This window comes from Candidatus Bodocaedibacter vickermanii, from assembly GCF_014896945.1.
GTDB lineage: Bacteria > Pseudomonadota > Alphaproteobacteria > UBA6184 > UBA6184 > Bodonicaedibacter > Bodonicaedibacter vickermanii.
This window is the reverse complement of sequence record NZ_CP054719.1, coordinates 128,083-149,158: the sequence shown is the minus strand read 5'-3', so window position 1 is coordinate 149,158 and position 21,076 is coordinate 128,083. Positions and strand designations below refer to the sequence as shown.

General features: G+C 40.4%; 8 protein-coding genes. 4 read left to right on the top strand and 4 right to left on the bottom strand.

The annotated features are described in order from the left end of the window. Positions 1-16 precede the first annotated feature (16 nt). Together CPBP_RS00705 and fmt are read left to right on the top strand one after the other, a co-directional pair. Positions 17-916, top strand: coding sequence for a hypothetical protein (locus CPBP_RS00705; protein WP_350332143.1), 900 nt, complete (start codon positions 17-19; stop codon positions 914-916). 309 nt (positions 917-1,225) lie between these two features. Further along, positions 1,226-2,164 carry a methionyl-tRNA formyltransferase gene (gene fmt / locus CPBP_RS00700; protein ID WP_350332142.1) on the top strand — a complete coding sequence of 313 codons (939 nt, stop codon included), beginning with the start codon at positions 1,226-1,228 and terminating at the stop codon, positions 2,162-2,164. Positions 2,165-2,315: 151 nt separating this feature from the next. On the opposite strand, the gene abc-f is transcribed toward fmt, so the two are convergent. Then, on the bottom strand, positions 2,316-3,893 hold the full coding sequence (gene abc-f / locus CPBP_RS00695) for a ribosomal protection-like ABC-F family protein (protein ID WP_350332141.1): 1,578 nt from the start codon (positions 3,891-3,893) through the stop codon (positions 2,316-2,318). 137 nt (positions 3,894-4,030) lie between these two features. On the opposite strand from abc-f, the gene CPBP_RS00690 reads away from it, so the two are divergent. After that, a complete protein-coding gene (locus CPBP_RS00690) occupies positions 4,031-13,183 on the top strand; it encodes a beta strand repeat-containing protein (RefSeq protein ID WP_350332140.1) in 9,153 nt (3,050 codons plus the stop codon). A 48-nt stretch (positions 13,184-13,231) separates the two neighbouring features. Then, positions 13,232-15,265, top strand: coding sequence for a hypothetical protein (locus tag CPBP_RS00685; protein ID WP_350332139.1), 2,034 nt, complete (start codon positions 13,232-13,234; stop codon positions 15,263-15,265). Positions 15,266-16,473: 1,208 nt separating this feature from the next. Here CPBP_RS00685 and CPBP_RS00680 read toward each other — a convergent pair. Genes CPBP_RS00680 through CPBP_RS00670 form a run of 3 tightly spaced genes read right to left on the bottom strand, consistent with a single transcriptional unit; the run spans position 16,474 to position 19,850 of the window. Next, the gene (locus tag CPBP_RS00680; RefSeq protein ID WP_350332138.1) at positions 16,474-17,502 is read right to left on the bottom strand and encodes an enoyl-CoA hydratase/isomerase family protein; all 1,029 of its coding nucleotides are present in this window, start codon (positions 17,500-17,502) and stop codon (positions 16,474-16,476) included. Positions 17,503-17,519: 17 nt separating this feature from the next. Further along, entirely contained in the window at positions 17,520-19,034 is a 1,515-nt protein-coding gene (gene metG / locus CPBP_RS00675) for a methionine--tRNA ligase (protein ID WP_350332137.1), read from the bottom strand. 15 nt (positions 19,035-19,049) lie between these two features. After that, the gene (locus tag CPBP_RS00670) at positions 19,050-19,850 is read right to left on the bottom strand and encodes a DNA polymerase III delta subunit-related protein (RefSeq protein ID WP_350332136.1); all 801 of its coding nucleotides are present in this window, start codon (positions 19,848-19,850) and stop codon (positions 19,050-19,052) included. Positions 19,851-21,076 lie beyond the last annotated feature (1,226 nt).

The window sequence follows — 21,076 nt, the reverse complement described above, 5'->3', positions numbered from 1 at the left end:
ACATTTCAGGGTGATCATGAGATTTATTACGACAGCACTGCAATATTTAATCGTTATCAATAGCCTTATTTCTACAGGATTTGCTGCACATCATTTCCCTTGTGGAGCCTCTGTTATTAAAAGGAACGCAGTTCTCAACCGAGTCATCTCACCAAGAAATATACAACGATTTGCCAAAGCAACACACCCCCTAGCTCTCAATAAATTAATCAAGATTCCTGAAATTCTTCAGCATTTATGCAACCACGCTTTTTTACAGTACGTTCCCTTAGGTCTTCTTGGACCTCAGTGGGCGCCCTATGTACCTGATGTTCGAAATAGCTTTCTAGAATTTATCCAACATCATGATTTATATTCCCTATCTACCGAACTTCAAATTACATCCTCAAGTGTATGGCTCGACAATTCGATGGTAGCTCCTGCTCCCTCATCAGATGCTTCTCACAACACATTCATTTACAATTTGATAACAGATTTAGAGTGTGACAGTGATAGGATACTCGTTTTCAACAATCAAAACCACACACATACCCAAAAAATTATTCGCGTTGTTCAAATGGGTCTAGGCTCAGATCGCCTTCAAAATTCAAAAGATCCTGAAACCAAAGCATGGCTTGAATTCTTAACTCAAGCACACTTGATGCAGGATATTCCTAGACAAACCCCAGATAACGTTGCCATTGCTTATTCAGCCCTTGATTTAAATCATTGGTCTGCAGAAGCTACAGCATATTATTACAACTCTTTAACCCCTCATTCCCCTCTAACACAAAAGGAATTAATAGATGTTATTGCAATCATCAACCTTTGCTTAGATAAAAACTATCCAATAGCAAGCATGGTAAAATATACAGGACTATGCCCCACTATGATCAGAACCCTTATTGATCAATCAAACCATTCTCAACGACAATAATCCATGTCCAATCACATCGGATCTAAGCAACGTGCGATTGCATCCACCAGCGTGACGCTGGACTCAATAGAATTAGTTGTTTGTAATCCGTGTCAGAACGAATCCGATCTAAGCAACGTGCCGTTGCATCCATCGACGTGACGCTAGACTCAATAGAATTATACGAATAAATTTATGAACCGTTGAACGTTGTTTTTTTGTAATCCGTGTCCAATCACATCCGATCTAACTTAAAGGATGCAACGGCACGTTGCCAATGGCACGTTGCTTATGGTATGTGTCTTAAAGCATTTATATATCAGAGGACACATGCGTATCGTTTTTATGGGCACCCCAACTTTTGCAGCTGCTGCATTACAGTCAATATTAGAGGCTAAATTGAATGTTGTTGCCGTATATACTCAGCCGCCAAAACCTGTGGGGCGCGGATATGAGGTTACAAAATCAGCAACGCACGACCTTGCTGAACGCCATAATATTCCCGTATATTATCCCAAAACATTACGCACTTCTGAAGCCCAAGACGAGCTTAAAGCGCTCAAGCCAGACATCTGCGTCGTTGCAGCTTATGGCTTTATATTACCTCAAGCCGTATTAGATATTCCTCCCCTGGGCTGCATTAACATTCACGGATCACTTTTACCCCGATGGAGAGGTGCTGCCCCCATTCAGCACGCTATTTTAGCTGGCGACACTGAAACTGGCATTACGATCATGAACATGGATGTTGGGATGGATACCGGCGACATGCTGTATAAACGATCTGTCCCCATTACGTCCACAACCACCAGTCAAATGCTGTTTGATGAACTTGCACGTTTAGGGGCAGACATGATCGTTGACTATCTCCATCATCCTGATCAATATCCAGCGACACCTCAACCCGTGGATGACGTTACCATGGCACCCAAGATTGATAAATCTATGGCACGGTTGGATTGGCGAAAAACAGCGGTTGAATTGGAACGTCAATTGCGCGCATTCACCCCATGGCCCGGCGCATTCACGATCTATAACAATACTGTCTTAAAAATCGGCGGATTAAACACTATCTCCGACCGACACTCTCAAACGCCAGGAACAATCCTCAACGATCAACTGCATATTGCTTGCGGAAACGGTACTGTCCTTGCAATCACATCATTGCAACGTCCCGGCGGTAAAATGCTCCCAACAACAGAGTTTTTAAAAGGATTTGAGATTAAAACCAAAGACCGACTTGATACTTGCAACGTACCGCCAGCGTGACGCTGGACTCAATAGAATTAGTTGTTTGTAATCCGCGTCCAATCACATCGGATCTAACCTAACGCATGCAACGGCACGTTGCTATATCTCAAACCACACTCAATCCAACTCAATGGATCCAACCGCAGGTTGGCGGCACGTTGCAAACAGTTTAATCGTGTTCTACTGACTCTAATCTAACCTGACCCTTTTCGGTTAAATAAATCTGATGCGTTGCAACCTCATGAATAAAGGCACGGTTGTGGCTCACAAAAATAACGGTACCTGTAAAGACCGATAATGCATTTGCTAAATTTTCACAGGCCGATAAATCTAAATGGTTTGTGGGCTCATCTAAAAAAAGCACATTTGGACGTTTAATTAACATAGATGCCAAGGCTACACGGCTTTTTTCACCTCCCGACAAAATCTTTATTTTCTTAAAAACAGCTTCCCCTGTAAGCCCTAAACTGCCAAGCAAACCACGCGCCTCATTTTCCGTTGCATCGCTTGAACTTTGCGTAACGTTTTCAAGGATAGAGAGCTCTTCATTAAGACCTTCTAAATGCTCTTGGGCAAAGTAGCCTGGATTAAATTTCACACCTCTGGAAATTGCGCCCTCAACGGCAGGATGAGTCCCTAAAAGCGTTTTAAGCAACGTAGATTTCCCCAGTCCATTGGCACCCAATATACCGATCTTTTGACCCCTTAAAATGGTAAACGACATGGCACGTGTTAACGGTTTATCATATCCAATTCGCAAATCTTCGACCTTCATGACTTCTTTTGACGATGGGTATGGATTCCGTAAAGACAGGTTCATTGTGTCCTTCAGCTCATCAACTTCAATCGTATCTTCCAACATACGAAGGCGTGACAACATCTTCAATCGTGACTGAACTTGCTTTGCTTTTGTTGGGGTTGCCCTAAACGTATTTACGAACTTTTCAATATGTTCCGCTTGCAAACGAAGCTGTTTTGCCATGTGATCCTGCTGAGATTGCTTCAATGCAAAAGAGTCTAAGAATGCATCAAAGTTCCCGACATAGGGCGTCATTTCACCTTGTTTCAAATGTAAAACATGGGTTGACAGTCGATTCAAAAGATCTTTGTCATGCGACACAAATAGAATAGTCCCTTCAAACTTTTTTAAATACTCTTCAAACCACAGAATGGTTGGTAAATCTAAATGGTTTGTGGGTTCGTCAAGGATCAAGAAATTAGGCTTGTTTAGAAGCATTTTTACAAACTCTAACCGCATCCGCCAACCGCCTGACAGGATATCTACAGGGGCATCAAATTGTTCTTCTTTAAACCCAAGCCCTTGTAAAATTTTCTTGGTATCATCAACAACTCGATACCCACCCATATCTTGGAATTGCTGTTCAAGGCGTTCATACCGGTCAAAAATTTTCTGATCACACTCCACAGCCATGTGTTCAAGAACCGCATCGCGCTCTTCGATCACGGCATTTAAATCCAAAGCCCCGCTTAGGGCTTCGGCTAAAATAGTATCTTTAGGTGTTGGATTTGCAATTTGTGGAAGATAGCCTAGGCGCAGAGCCTTTGGCTTAATCATTGACCCATCAAAGTCATTATCAAGACCACACAGTATGTTAAGAAGCGTAGTCTTCCCTGCACCATTATTCCCGATCAAAGCAATACGCCCCTGACTTGGACAGTGATATGAAATACTTTTTAACAGGGTGTTTCGACCATACGCTTTAGAAATATTTTGCAATAAAATCACTTTAAGTCCTTAACTTGCTGAAAAACTTGAAATCAATAGTCCGACGACTTTATCACATCTGTGAAAATAGCCCAACTTTTTATAAATTTTACAAAACATTAACTATTAATCTTTAAAATATTAATAAAATAAAAATAATGAAAGACGGCGAAATGGTTGATTCTGTAAAAGCAAATAAGAAGAATGATAAGAGTAAAAAGAATAAAAAGAGCAGAATTGCTGCAATATTATTGGCGACAGTTTGGATTTCGTATACCGATGTTGCACATGGTATTTCAAGCGAATATTTAAAGTCTATCCAAACAGAGCAAGTCTTTGTTCAAAGCCAACAAGCCGTAGTTGAACAGCGATTAACTTTACTTAAAAAAATCTCTGAAAACATTGTAATGGCAGGAGAAGGAGAAAAGTATACAGCTGCCCAGCAACAATTAATTGCATCAGCAATTTTGGTGTCTCTATTAAGTAGCCCGACAGCGCAAATTTCTTTTACAGGCGATAATTTAAACACAAATGCGCAACCGTTAACAACGGCAATTAGAACAACACTGCAATCCTTGCAAACAAGTATACCAGCTGGTGTTGGGTTAACCAATGTAAGCTCCGTCATACAGAGTGTTCAAAATTCTATGTCAGCATCTTTAGCCACAACTTTAAAAGACAGCTCTGGTAAAGCTGTTAATATTAAAAGTGATTCCACTCTAACATTAACGCCAACAACAACTACATCAACGAATGTATCGAATGCTGTTGTGGCGTCATCAGCCCCTGCAATCACTCGATTGATTTACACAGGGCAGGATTTATCTCAAGCACAATACAATAAGCTGGAAACATTAGAAATTACAGTTGCGCAGCTAAATTTAGAACAGGTCATACAAGCTTCGAAGGTGTTAAATGTAATCGTCATCGGTGATGCTCTTTCACAAGAAATTAATTTTGACAAGCTCAATTTTAAAATTAATGTTCTTGATCTATCAAATGTTACGGGATTAACAAAAGTTAATGCGTTTCGTAGTCCACATAGCATTAAAATTGTTACGCTCTCTTTACCAACAAGCGTAACAGACTTAAAAATAGTTCAGTATACTAACGTTATAGTGTCTGGGATCAGCGGTACAAATCTTTCAAAATTAAAGAATGTAATTTTAAGATCTCCTGGAAATACAAATGGTTTTGAGTCTCCCGCATGGTTAAGCGAAGATAGTTTTTTTTCAGATGGGGCTGTCTTAAACCTTAGTAAATTTAATCAGTTAGACACCATAGGACTGAATTTTCCCGACTTAAGTGGATTAAGCAGTAAAATAAAAACAGTTGTGTTTCCTACATACACGGGAAGCGTAAAGATTAATGACAGTATTAATACAATTGGAATATTATCTGCCATAGACTCAATCGCATCTTCATCGTTGCCAGCGTGGATAAAAAATATAACATCATCGAATGTTTCTACTTTAGATTTAAATTATGAAACTACCAGAAGTTTTAATTTAAATGGACTACCCTCAAACTTTACGAATCTATCCTTATCCCCTTTAACTTATGTAGAGAACTTGCCAAATACGATTACACACGTAAGTGCGTATTACCCCTATTTACGAGATCTTGACTTAAATAATACCTCCATTACTCACCTTACACTCAGTAATGTTGGGGACGTTACAGTTAAAAATAACTTTTTATGTGACCTTACAAAATTGCAATCATTCTCAGCACCGTTTGCAACAATACATATTGATGGTGGAACTGTTTCGTCAGTTGGGTTAAATTTCTTGTGTTATTGCACCAAGCTTGAAGACGTTAACATCTTGAATATTGATTTTGCAGGAATTAATGGAAAAACGGAAGATACTGGGAAACGTATCTCTCTTAACCTTGATTCCAGACCATTAAGTGTGATTCCTGGCTTGGACCAAGATGATGACCTTATGATTCAAGCACTAGACCTGGTAAGTGTTGGTAATGGTCGATATGTGTCTCAAGCTCTGGCTCCCATACTGCTACTTAAAACACTATGGGCTTTAAAAAGCAACTCTGTAGGACCAATGTTTATAATAAAACCATTCTTATACCTTCTTGCAAAGAAATTTCCAAACTTTGCAGCAAAATTAGGCAGTGCTCTCTCAAAACTTAATGCCATTCAGTCTGCGGCGACAGGATTCTCTACATTAGTTTCAATAGGAACGTTTGCGCAAATAGTGTTTGAATATGGTCCTGAGAGTTTTTTTGATTCTAAAAAAGGCAGATTGAGGGCTTATGTTAGCATAAAATCTGGTACGGAAGGACAATCTATTGTATGTCTTAGCTATCTTTCTGCATTAAAAACCTTAACGCTTAATTCAGTTAAAATTATTGGAGGAACTGGCGGATCAGCCGTAACGGACCTCGACACTACCGATGTTGGCACAGCAGGTCTTGGTGGAACGATCTTTTTTCTTCAAAACACCCCCAATGTGGAATCGTTAAACTTTAAGAATCCATTAAATATTTCTGCTGGAAAAGGTGGTTCTGGGCGAAATTATAAGATGCTAAATTTGGAAAATTCTGTCTCTTATGAGGTCGTGCTGTTACTAAATCCATTCTTAGCGCCTTATTTAGTTCCTATGATTCTCTTAAATCGACTGTTCGATGTTGAATTGCCACCAATTGGTAGACTTTTGGAGCCAATATCTTTGTTTATTTGGTCAGCTCCGATTACGCTTGATATGAATTATGCCGCATCTGGATCAATATTCTTTCTTGGCAATTGGCCCCATAATAATCTAAGAACCCTAACGCTATCTACTACTGAAAGTGATGAGTTTTTTAATACACTCTTTAATGTGGGTGCTATTTCTAAACTTGTGTTGACAGGTAATACCATTCTTGGGAATACTCAAAAATCCTTACCCAAATACCTTAACGGTAATAACACTGCAACCCCTGGATCCGCGACATTGGATTTAACAAATGTTGGTGAATTACCGACTACGTTAAACTTAAGAACTTTGAATCCTAAATTTGCAACCATTATTTTGCCCGATAATAGCAAATATCTTGCACGATCAAATCAGACCATTCAAGGAGGTAGACCCTTTTCAACCACGGATTATAGTATATTTTTGGATAATCAAGACGGTGAAGGTTTGACAGACCTAAGATTTTTAGATGGAGTTGTTTCGTCAGATTATACGTTATATGCGCCCTTAAGCATTAGCTGTTATTTAGGCCCAGTAGAATTTACAATGCCGATTAAAAATGATAATTCTTCAAACGCAAACCTTATATACCGTCATTCAAATGGAGCCCTGTATACACGTACAATAAAAAGAAAAACAATTGTAAATGATACCATTGACTTGAGTGATGTTGGATATACTTCTTCCAAAACAATGCGAATTGATTCATTAACTGGAGTAAAAAAAGTATTACTTCCAGAACAAATTGAAACTGTTATCCTACCCTCGACTGCAGAAGAGATAACCGCACACATAAGGCTAAGAAACGTTAGCGGAACAAATAAGTTAAAAAAGATAAAACTGACTGGAGATATTAATTATGGAGAGGGTCCTTCAACAATAATTCTACCCGGTGACATAAGATTATCTTTGTCAGGCGGAGCATGGCCTATCGAATATTTAGGGGATGCACGCTTAACTGCAGAAAACGCAACTTTAGACTTATCTGGAATTCCGAACCTACCCATTGAACTTGATCTAACAATGTTAAACAGCAATATTTCTAAGGTTATTTTAAATCCAGAAATTTTACAGGGAACACGCTTGGATTTAGGTAATACGTATATGGCAAGACTAGACCATAGTGGTAACGCTCTTCCTTACAATGAAAATATACAAGCAGTTGTTAATTATGCAATAAGCAATCCTACAACTAAAAAACGTACCGTTCGGAAGATAACTGATGATGGTTCTGGGACTCCCGTAAGTGAGGGACCGTTATCAACGACTACAGTTATTAAAGCTTATACAAATCTATATTTTCTTGAAGGTATAAAAAGTTTGAAACGCCTTGAACTGATTGGATCTGGTGCTCGGGGCTTTCTTCCTGCTGGTATCACTAGCCCTGAACAGATTATAAATACTGATGGCTTTCTTCCTAACTGGATATTTGATAAAACTAAAACAAGCGACAAGGGATTCACTTTAGATTTAAGTAAAGTTATAGATTTATCGTTGTTAAATTTTGATTATTTAGAAGCTTCACATATAACAGATCTGATTTTATCGGAAAATATACCTGCTATTAAAATTTCTAAACAAATAATTAAAACACTTACGGCATACCCTAATATTCAATTTCAGCAGGACCATAACGGTAAATTCGGAACAGCACGTATACAATATTTAAAGCTATTAGGCGAAAGTACTACTTTACCCACATGGCTATATAAAGCTACTCCAGCAAATACTTATTTAAATGAGGTTTTTGCTTCTGGGCAGACAGCTGAAGAACAACGCACTAAATTAGACATTTCTAACCTGTCAAAATTACCTGATACTTTAGATCTTCGAAATATAATCAGTATGTTTAATGTAGTCTTGATGCCCCTTCATATAGTGGAAGTTAGTCTTGCAGAACGAATTATAGAGATATCTTCACTTTCGGATTATGTAGAAACGTTAACGGCTTCAGTTGCAGCAATTACCAATCTGGCTCAATATGCCGTAGAAGATTCAACACCACACACAGAAAGCAACAGATTAAATCAGCGTGTTCATTTGTCCAAAATTATCATTACAGAAGGGGATTTGACGACAACGATCGGAGATAACTTCCTAAGAAAGGTTGAAGGTCCTGTTCAAATAGACTTTAGCAATATTGTTGAAAACATTACCTCTGTCGGGGCTAATTTCTTAACCGATAGTACTGGTGTTAAGATTTGTTTTCCTGTAAATAAAACGCCATCCGCAGCATTTTGTACTGCGTTAAATAATTTGTCGGGTCAGACCCTTAAATTAACAGGTAACACAACCACATTACCAACATGGTTGACACAGAACGCGAAGGTTCCGTCTGTGTGTACACTTGATGTAACAGAGCTCGGTGGGCTAGATCCAATTTTAAACTTAAAAGGCTTAGCCTCTGATATTACAAAGGTCAGACTTACTGACCCTGGGTATTATTGTGATGTCAGTGCTACCCTAAGCAATGAAGAGGCGTTGAACTACATAATAACGAACACAGAAACAATCATCAACCAGGCACCTGCACAGCATAAAACAACCACACGTGCTATTGTTTCAAAAATTTCAGATCTAGAAACCAAAATTGCAGCGGGAACTGTATCTGGATCAACTCGAAGAATTAATCTAGTACCTCCCGTTCAAACATTACAATCTGCACACTATATCAACACGTCAGGTCAAACAGTGGAAGGGGGTATTCAAGCGTCAATCCCAACTCAAACAGTATCCAATGGCTTGTTAGATCTTTCTGCAGAATCATCGTTAAGTACGCACTTAGATTTAACAACAAAAGATGCAACGACGGTTAAGTTACCTTCCAATACTGTGGCAGTCATTCTACATGAAAACGTTACAACGCTTGAGTTTGGCGATAACTTAATGCATTTGTCTTGGAACACAACGAATACAAATGTAAAAAATATACGTCTTATTAACGGAACTGCAACGACTATTCCATTTATAAGAAACTCTGCGGGCGTAAATTTAAATATGTCCAGCATGACCAATCTTGGAAGCACCATTGACATTAAAAGCCTTAAAGGAACTCTTTCTGCAGATGTTCGAAAGATTTCCTTGCCATCTAACACAACAACTATAAAACTAACTGGTAGTGTTTCAAACCTTTCTGATGCACTTAGTTTTGTAGATGATTCTGCATATGGACATTTAATGCTTGATTTGTCATCGGCTACAGGGTTGCAAGGCACAGATTTCCTTCTAAGTTTACCGAAGATTGCCAAAGAAATCAGTTTACCTTCTTCTGTTAGCAATATTACCTTGCCAGTGAATTTTACAGAGCTAACAGCTCCGTCTTCTCTTGCTGGAGTTACTCTTGCGCAGGGACATCCTAAATTAAGCAAAGTAAACTTAACTGGTTCGGTTACTACATTGCCAAATTGGGTAACGAACAATAGCGTAACACAAACGGGATTTGCTTTTGATGTCTCGCAAATAACATATCCTAATAACTCTTTACTTGATATTTCAGGAACTGTTGCAGGAAGTGTAGCCGTACCTCTCGGTGTTTCTCGTATAAAAGCATCTAGCTCTTTGCAAACAATTCAACTTGTAGGTTCTCATCCAGGTTTAACAAACATAGCTATTACGGGTACCCTAACAGTTCCAACTTGGGCAAAGAATGATTCATTAACAGCAGCAATGGCAACTTTGGATCTGTCAGCAATGACGGGAACAACCGTTGATCTAACAGGAATAAGTGCTGATTTTACAACTGTAATACTACCCGCAACTGTAACGAATCTAACTATCCCGTCTACCATAACAACTCTAAACGGCGTAACAGCGCTTACAACACTAAAGCTTACTGGGGCAACAACAACAATTCCAGCGTGGGCAGTGAATGGATCATTAACTGCAGAAAATGCAACGCTAGATCTGTCAACAATGACTGGATTAGGCACAACGTTAAACCTAGTTGGCATCAACAGTGAAATTACAACGGTAGTTCTGCCTTCAGATGTTACGGAAATAGTTGCTCCTGATACACTCGCGAGTGTTCACTTTTCTAATGCGCAAAAGACGTTAACACGCATAGCTGTTGCCGGTGAATCAATAAGTGTTCCAATTTGGTCAAGGGATGGATCATTAACAACAACTGGGGCTACTTTAGACCTTAGGCTAATGATGAACTTACCAACGTCCTATACAGTGCCCGATTTAGATGACAGCATTCTTTACCTTATGTTGCCAGCACAAATAGAATCGTATACTCTTGATAATGCTAATTCGGCATTAGACGTAACAATACCAGCATTGCCAGTAATTATATTGGAAGAAGAGTATACGTCGAACACTACGTTACCTTCATATTTAAATAATGTTTCAGGCTATGCTGAATTAGACCTTTCAAACATGACTTCGTTAACCTTACCTCTTGATCTTACTAGCATTTCTAGCAAAATACTCTCAGTTACTTTACCCACGAATGTTACCAGTGTACGCATTAATGCATCCGTTAATTCTCTCAAACTGGCAACAGGACACGCAAAATTAACTAACCTTATATTAACTGGTTCTACACCAACAATTCCAACATGGGCAACAGATGGATCATTAACAGCAGAGAATGCAGCTCTAGATCTGTCAGCTCTGACAAGTATAACCTCTACATTAACTCTGGTTGCTTTAAGTAGTAATATTAAAACTATAAAACTACCTGCCCTAGTAACAAACTTAACTATTCCAGATACAGTAACATCTGCAAGTGGTGTAACGGCTCTTACAAAACTTAAACTTACAGGTGCTGTTGAAAACGTTCCTACTTTTGCAAAGAATGGAACATTAACTGCGACAAATGCAACGCTAGATCTGTCCGAGATGAGTGGAACAACCCTTGATCTAGCAGGATTAAATGCTGATATTACGGCAGTAACACTTTCCTCTACAGTAAGGAGTTTAACTATACCGTCTACGGGAACAACTATAAATGGCATAACAAATCAATTAACCACTTTGGCGCTTACAGGCGCAGCAACCACAATTCCAGCATGGGCAACGGATGGATCATTAACTGCAGCGTCTGCAACGCTTGGTCTGTTAGCAATGACAGGGTTACCATCTACGTTATCTCTGGTAGGAATAAGTACGGATATTACAAAAGTCACTCTTCCAGCCACAGTAACAAATCTAACTATCCCGTCTAGGATAACAGATGCAAGTGGTATAACAGATTTAACAAATATTGCTATTGTGGGTACATTAGCAGCAATTCCTGCATGGTTAAAAAACCCATCTTTCACAGCAGCAAATGCAGTACTTGATCTATCAACAGCGATTGGAACAACCGTTGACCTAACAGGATTAAGTCCTGATATTAATCAATTAATTATTAATGCTGCGATGCAACCAACGGGAATAAGTAATAAGCTAACCACTCTAAAACTTACAGGAACAGCATCTTCAATTCCAACATGGGCAAAGGATGGATCATTAACAGCTACGAATGCAACACTAGATCTGTCAGAAATGGTAGGATTATCAGCTCCGCTATCTCTAACAGGATTAAGTACGGATATTGTAACACTAGTTATAAATGGAAACTATTCTATAACTGGAATAACTAATCATCTCTCAACACTCAAAGTTACAGGTCCAGGAACCTCATTCACCTTTGTAGTGGGGGGAGAGTTTTTAAAAGCAAATTCAACATTAGATGTATCTGCGATGACAGGATTACCAGCTACGATACCTAATCTGGTGCTAGGTGACAACATTACAACACTAATTCTTCCAGAGAATGTAACTGCCTCTGCAGGAGCATACGTCAATCATATTGTAAACTTAACAGGCAGCTTTGAATTAATAAATTCTTTAGCTCAATGGGATTCTGTCAATAATAAAAATAAATTGGATAATACTGATATCAGACACCTAAATGTCATTGGATCAGGTACAAAAAATGTTTCTGGAGATCTTTTTAAAGGGTGTACAAAATTAGAGTCATTTACAATGAATTCAGGTCTCACTTTAAAAGGAGTAGAAGGTGCTTCTGGTAATTTTTCTGCTGGTCGTGGTAATGATGTGACTTTATTGACATCATGCACAGCTCTTACAGCGGTTGATCTTTCTGCCACCACTATTCAAGCAGGCAATGGCGGAAATTCTACAAATGGTACGGGTGGAGCTGGTGGTAACTTAACATTATTGACTGCATGTACTGCCCTTGGCGCGATTAATCTTTCTTCCGCCACTATTCAAACAAGCCTTGGTGGTTATAATAACTATGGCAATGGTGGTAGAACTAGAGCAGCTGCTGGTTCAATAATATTATTTGATACGACCACCGGTAGCGTAAGATTGACAGCTACATCAACTACTGTTTTGGGCACACTGAACGAAGGTAACAAAGTCATTCGTATCTACCTTACTGGAAATGTAACTACACTACCAACGTGGGTAAATAACGCGTCACTGACAAAAGACGCTGGCACAACTTTAGATTTGTTAGCCGCAACTGGATTAGGTGCATCGTTTAATTTTACAACGATTACAAACCCTGACATTAAAACGGTGGCTTTACCCAGTGGTGTAACAGCATCAAATACCACAGGATGGGGAAATCATGCTGATACAACCTGGACACGGTGATAAACAATGGTTACAATGAATAATAATAATAAAAAGAAAGATACCCTGATGAATTTAAAGTCTTATTTATGCGCGACAGCCTGCAGTGTTGTGTTTTTAACTGGGTGTTCAGACAAGGGGGAAAGCCCCCAAATTTCAACAGATGAAGGAACAACGCCACCAACCATCGGGAATGATACACCTTCATCGATTGATGATTTGCTGGCACAGGATGGTCATACGCCATCCTCATCGGATAGAGACCCTTCAACCCCCATAAACGCAAAATTGTTCATTTACAATAACCTGTTGCCTGATCAGTCCACTGCGGTTGACCTTACAGACACTACTAATTTTATGACCTTGGAATCTTATTTACATTGGGCAGAAAATCAAAAGGTTTTAAAAGTACCAGGGTCGGCTCCCCATTCAGTAAAGATTACGCAAAATATACTTACGATACCTGATGCAACTGCAACTATCCCCGTTATTATGGATGTGTGGGGGGATTCCCCCCAAAAAAAGGAAAAACTTCAACTTAAACGCGCTGCGACATTCAGCGTGATTGATTTAAAAGATTCTGACCTTACCCTATTGCCAAACAGCACTCTTACAACGATGGCTCTTCGGCTTGAAAATTCAAACTTTAGTATCAGCTCTCAAGCCAAATTAACGACACACGCACTCTACGTTGGGGCAAATGCTTCAATACAAAATGGTGAAAACATTGTCTATACACCCAATAATTTAGAACAATTTGGTATCACCATGGATCAATTAAAAGCACAAAGGAGCTCTCGTTTCCCCTGGGCAACCGAAGGTGAGTTTATGATAGCGGGCAAGATCGATCATTTAACGGTTACACCTGGGTTAAAATTATACACCCAAGGCAGCTCCGCCAATATTGGTATTTTAAACCATCAGGGTGGCACTATCGACCTCACCAGCAGTGCGCCCTTTCAAACTACATCATACACCGTTAACGCTGGCAATAACTCTATCAGAGTACTCTGGAATACAGCGTCTAAAACTCCCTTAATGAGTTCTAACTATGTTCAAATGAATAACGATGTATCCGTAGTATTATCAGCTCTAGACAGCACGATTGAAACCGGTGATCACATCGTTCTTATAGAAACAAAAAATGGAACGCTTAATCGATTTAAAAAAGGCATACAAACTTTTGCTGCTACCTTTGATCTGGCAACAAAAACAGATGAGGCGACAAAGGCGTTGCAATTAACCTTAACTCTAACCGGAAAAGGACTAAGTGCTCAAGGGCTTTCCCATACAGAAACGGCTATTGCTCATCAACTTTTGCAACATGATGCAATGGCAGGAAACCTGCGTACGGCTTTGTTGAACAAAGATGGGGTCAAGGCGGCATTGCGTGAAATTACGGCGGGACAACATCTTACTCCAATCCAAACATCGCCATTATCCTTTGATGGATTAAGGTACCTTGACCCTAAACATGCAAACACCGGTGTCATTCAGACAGTTAACCAAACTGGAACAATGACGGAAACAACCTACGGTATGAATGTTACGCCTCAAACTCAAGTGGGGGTCAGCTTAACACACCCATCGTTCATGGGAAATTCAGCATCAAATGTATGGGCGTTTCATGGTCAATCTCAACACCTGGGGATCGATGGATTTATTAGCGCTGATGGTAAACTGCACGGTGCCGCAGCAGGTCTATATCACGGAAATGCAGAAGACGGATATGCTGCCGTTACCCTATCAACGATGCATCACAAGCGAAGTGGTTTAGGCGACAGTATATTGGGTCGCATAGATGCTGCAGAACTAAATGAAACCCATGTTTTTGCAAATGCAACTCTTAAAAAACGCATTGCAAACACCGACATTTCTGCCCAAATTTTCTCAAGTGTGTATGCAAAACGCGATGCACATGTGCTTAAAATAAACAATGAAAACATTGATGTTCCCTTACAGGCATTGCCCTTAACATATGGGGTTCAAATGCAAGCATCCTTCAATGTTAACGTCGGAACTTTAACTGCGGGCTATGGCATTTCGAGAGATCTAACAGGCTATGTCCAATCTCTGAATCTAATGTTTGATATCCAATTATAGCTGACTCCTTATAATCTGGGTATGCGTCATTCGGTCAGTAACGTAGATGTCTCGCATTGTTCCTATACCCAAATTAAATTAGTTTAGGTCTATAAAAAGTCACACTCCCCTTTAACTTTGTTTTGCTTAAAGGGGAGTGTGACGCTGCACCAGGGATGATCCCTGGACCCATTAGGCAGCCTGAGGTTGCATCCCATAGGTCAGATCCGAGCAGCGTGACGCTGCACCCTATAGATAGATCCGATTCGCACAAACACGGATTACAAAAACACCATCATCCTTCAAAAATATATTGACTTTCCAAATTCACTGTGTATACTAATAACTAGAATTGCGAAAAGGCTACCCAAGAACCTGGGTAGCCTTTTTTCGTTCTACGTCTTTGAACCACTCAAAGACACAACGCCGAACCGAATCCCCAGTACAGGCGCTTCACTACCCGATCAGTAGTCACAGCCCTGTAAACAACCCCTAGAGCCGACGGGCTCGTAAAACACGACTTTGTGCCTATCAATAAAGTCCGCCTTTCCCCATTCGTGTAAGAAATGGGGTTCTTTTTGCACGTGCGGGTTACTGGGGATTCTCTCGGTTTTAAAACTAAATAACGACAACATCACGCTAATGGATGCAACGTCACGTTGCCAACCTGCGGTTGGATCCGCTAAGTTAGATCCGATGTGATTGGACACGGATTCTATATAACTTAACTCTGAAAGCTACAAACACAAGGAACTAAACCACTACTTTTCAACAAAACATCTCAAAATCATTTTTCCACCTCAATGATCCTGCGCCGAAGGTAGGTTCAAATTCCTCATCATCCTCCTCATTCTTCCACATCTCCCATCACACACTCAATCTATCCTAATGGATGCAACGTCACGTTGCCTGCGCCCGAAATGGGTCAAAGCTGGGTCAAAATCCGCCCCATTCCCCCATGTCTCCAAACACACTCAATCTAACCTAACGGATGCAACGGCACGTTGCCTGCGCCGAAGTTAGGTCAAAAATCTCAAAATTTTCTCACACCTCAAACCACACTCCATCAACATTCATCCCCACATTGTATTTTTACACATCTCAAATCTCCCTCAATCAAACCTAACGAGTGCAGCGTCACGCTGCCTAATGGATGCAACCTCAGGTTGCCAACGACAATAACCCGTGTCCGACCACATCGTAACCTATTGGATGCAACGGCACGTTGCCTAACGGGTCCAGGGATCATCCCTGGCGAAATTAAAATAATGTTCTATCTCTAAATCTGATACTTCGTGTATGGATTCATGTCGCCAAGACGGCTTGTCTTTTTTATCTATAAGACGAGTGCGAATGCCTTCGAAAAAATCTGAAGTGTTAAACATTTTTGCTGCCAATTTCAAATCAATCTGCAGCACCGACGCATAGCTTAACCCTCGAGTACTGTTCATATATTGCCAAATCACATGTAAGGCTAAGGGGCTGAATGTCAGCATTTCTTGATATAGTCTAAACGCTTCTGGATGATCACACTCTTTTAAAGAGTCAACACACGTTATCAAAGAATCTGCATTAAAACACTCAATAATCGGTGCTAATTCTGATAATGTTGAGGGCGTCGTTACTGAGGAGGATAAACTATCCTCTAATTTATTTGGATCTACTAACGTTAAATTGTTTAGAAAGTTTAACGAATCATCCGATGATATTAAATGAGTCGCATATCCCGTTGTGATAAGATCACTTCCTTTCAACACATGCCCCGTCAGTGCCAGGAATCTAGCCACAGGCTTATCCAATAAATTTAAGAAATATCCTGCCCCAACATCTGGAAAAAAGGCAATTTTCACTTCAGGCATACCAGCAGCTGCGTCCGTTGTTGCGATTCGATACGTGGCATATCGACTTAATCCCACTCCACCGCCTAAGGTTAATCCATTCATCATAGCAACTACAGGCTTTGGAAACGATTGAATATCGGCGTTTAACCCGTATTCTTCCTGAACATACGTGCGCAATGACTCAACATCATTTTTTGTGTGCCAACGATACACAGCTTTAATATCCCCGCCGGCGCAAAATATAGTGGGAACGGCACTTTTTATGATAATCCCTGAAATATTGGAACTGTCACGAGCCTTTTTCAAGAATGAACGAATTCCCAATACCATAGGTAAATCTAAAGCATTGAGTGTTTCTGGCTTTTGGAGGGTAATTACCCCCCAACAATTAACATGCTCAAAGTTTATAGAGTGCATAAACCTTATTCCATCAATTATGCCTCATCCACAATCCGTGGAAACACGGGATGAGGTTCTTGGATAATTCGTTGATCGGGGATTAGTGCTGAAAAATTCTCTAAATCAAAATCTGATTCTCCCAATAATCTTAACATCGTTTCAGACGCCTGTGGCAGAATTGGGAATGTTAATAACGCCAACCGTTTGATAACGTTGCACAATACATACAATACCACCTTCATGCGTTCTGGGTTTTCCTTACGCAATGACCATGGCTTTTCTGCATCGACATAGGCATTAGCATCATAAATACACTGCCAAATTGAATCACACATCTTATGTAAGGCTTGATGGTCGATGGCTGTGCGAACCTCTGTTAATGCGGTTTCCAGCCCCAGCAATATTACCTTATCTTGAGGTTCCAGGTCTGCTGACGCATGAATGATACCGTCACATTGCTTATAAATGAACGACAACACGCGTTGAGCCAGGTTGCCATATGCATTAGCCAAATCAGCATTAATGCGATTTTTCATACCTGATATTGAGAAATCACCATCTTGCCCAAAGCTAACTTCTCTCATTAAGACATACCGGAATGCATCCGCTCCGTACTGGCTAATAAGATCAATAGGATCAATCACATTTCCTAATGATTTTGAAATTTTTTGCCCCTCATTCGTCCACCACCCATGGGCAAAGACGCGTTTAGGAGGCTCTAATCCAGCGGCCATTAAAAATGCAGGCCAATAAACCGCATGGAATCGGATAATATCCTTACCCATTAAATGCAAATCTGCTGGCCAATATTTTTTGTACGATTCTAAATTCGTATCCGGGAATCCAACACCCGTCAGGTAATTGGTTAATGCATCCAACCATACATACATGACATGTTTTTCATCATTGGGTACAGTTACCCCCCAATTAAAGCTTGTGCGGGAAACTGACAAATCCATCAGCCCACCTTCAACAAACTTTACAACTTCATTTCGTCTAGAATTTGGAGCAATAAAATCAGGCTGTTGTTCATAAAATGTCAATAAGGGTTCTTGCCATTTTGATAATCGAAAGAAATAACTGGGTTCTTCCAGCCATTCAACCGGCGCCCCTGTTGGAGCTTTTCCATCGACCAATTCAGATTCAGCGTAAAAGGCCTCATCTCGCATGGAATACCAGCCTTCATAACTGCCCAAATAAATATCACCCGATGCAATCAAACGATTCCAGATCTCTTGAGCAGCTTTTTTATGAGCAGACTCTGTCGTTCGAATAAATCGATCCGGTGTCACATTTAAGATTGGCATTAAATCTCTGAAATTTTGAGACACTTGATCCACAAATGTCTGGGGATCAATCCCCGCAAGTTCTGCCGATTTATTAACTTTCAACCCATGTTCATCTGTGCCCGTCAGAAACATTACGTCATACCCATCCATCCGCTTAAACCGCGCAATCACATCTGCAGCAATGGTCGTATATGCATGACCAATATGGGGCTTATCGTTAACGTAATAGATGGGGGTTGTAATATAATATGGCTTTTTCATTATGGTGAGTCTCACTTATTCTAATATCTTTGTGGTTAGTTTAACGCAAAATTGTTTTTCATCAACCTTAAATTCTAAGGCTTTTGAAAGATACGCTTGCCCAATCATCCACCGTTGAACCCAATCATACGTTGGTGCCACAGTTAACAGTCGATCGATTGTCTCTGAAGGTTCCGCAATTCGCCCTTGTCCATCAATGATCTGTTTTAATGCCAATAACGTCCATTTACCTTGAGTTTCTGCATCAAGCGTATTTTCAGTTAAGCGTGCCTGAAGCGTTAATAAGGGCTCAAAATCTTGCCGTTCTAAAATCGTAATTACAGCAGTCATCCAATCGTTCATAAACGTTTGCAGCTCAAGCTGATTATTGCTGGCTTCAGCAGACAAAATTACATGAAGACCTCTAGAATAAATAGTGGGAAGCAACGTATGAGTACGTTCGGAGATTAAGAAGATAACAGATTTCTCGGGAGGCTCTTCCATAACTTTTAATAATGCATTTTGAGCTTGAGCGTTTAACTGATTCGCCCCCATAATCACGCATACTTTCCAACCGCCATCCCAACTTGTTTTTTCAAGAAAACTGATGACCAAGCGTGCGGCATCTACAGTATGAGAATCAGATTCCGCAATCCAAAACAGATTGGGATGAAAATGATTCTCTCCGATCTTTCTGGCCACAAGTTGAGTTATAACATCATCCAACCATGGTTCTATTGCAGATTCATCAATACCTTCTATAATCCACGCATGGTGAACTCGTGATGATTGACGTTGCGCATTAAATAATTGGGTTAATTCATCCAGTGACTGCATAAAACATCCTTTCGGTCTTCATCCTAAGGTGTACCATCCAATTGTCAAGAAAAATAAGCGCAACGTGACGTTGCACCAGGGATGATCCCTGGACCCTATAGGTAGATCCGATGGGATCTGACACGGATTATAAACAACAACGTTGCAACCAGTTCAGGAATTTATTCGAGTACCCCCATTGAATCCGGCATCCATTAGGTAATGATGTTTGTAATAATTGAAATCCGTGCCAGACCACACTCGATTTACCTCATCGGGTGCAGCAGCATACCACTAGCTGTATCAACTCTCTCATGTATGCCAACCTCTGCGTCTATGCGGCTCAAGCAAATCGCAACGCGATTTGATAGCGGCAACCGCCGCTCTGGCGCGTAAAGCGCCCTTGAGCCGCCAGCATGATGCTGCACCCATTGGGTTTTTAACCACTTTAAAACATTGATAACTTAAGCAGGTGCTAGGTTGTTTTTTATAATCCGTGTCCAAACATATCGAATCTAACTTAACGCATGCAATCGCAGATTGCTCTTGACAATCCAAATCAACTATGTATACTGATAGCTAGAATTGCGAAGAGGCTACCCAAAAACCTGGGTAGCCTTTTTTCGTTCTACGTCTTTGAAACTTTCAGCCAAAGGATCCCTAACCAGATCCGCGACGAAGCTTTGGTTGAACCACTCAAGGACGACATGCCGAATCGAATCTCCAGTACAGGAACTCAAACTACCCGATCAGTAGTCACAGCCCTGTAAACAACCCCTAGAGCCGACGGGCTCGTAAAACACGACTTTGTATTTTATACTAAAGTCCGCCTTTCCCCATTCGTGTAAGAAATGGGGTTCTTTTTGCACGTGCGGGTTACTGGGGATTCTCTCGGTTTTAAACAGCGTGACGCTGTATCCATTAGGTTAGATCCGATGTGGTCTGACACGGATTCTATAAACTTAACTCTGAAAGCTTTACACACAGTGCCTTCAGAATTTAATAAGGAAGGAACGAAAGCACACTCTTCAACAAAATATCTCAAATTCATTTTTCAACCCTAATGATCCTGCGCCGAAGGTAGGTTCAAATTCTCACAATTCCCCCACATCTCAAACCACACCCAATCTAATCTAACGGATGCAACGGCACGTTGCCTAATGGGTGCAGCATCATGCTGCCTTACGGCTTTCGTTATTTGAAATCCGCCCCCCCCCCCACAACTGTTGAAAGTGATTAGAAAAAGA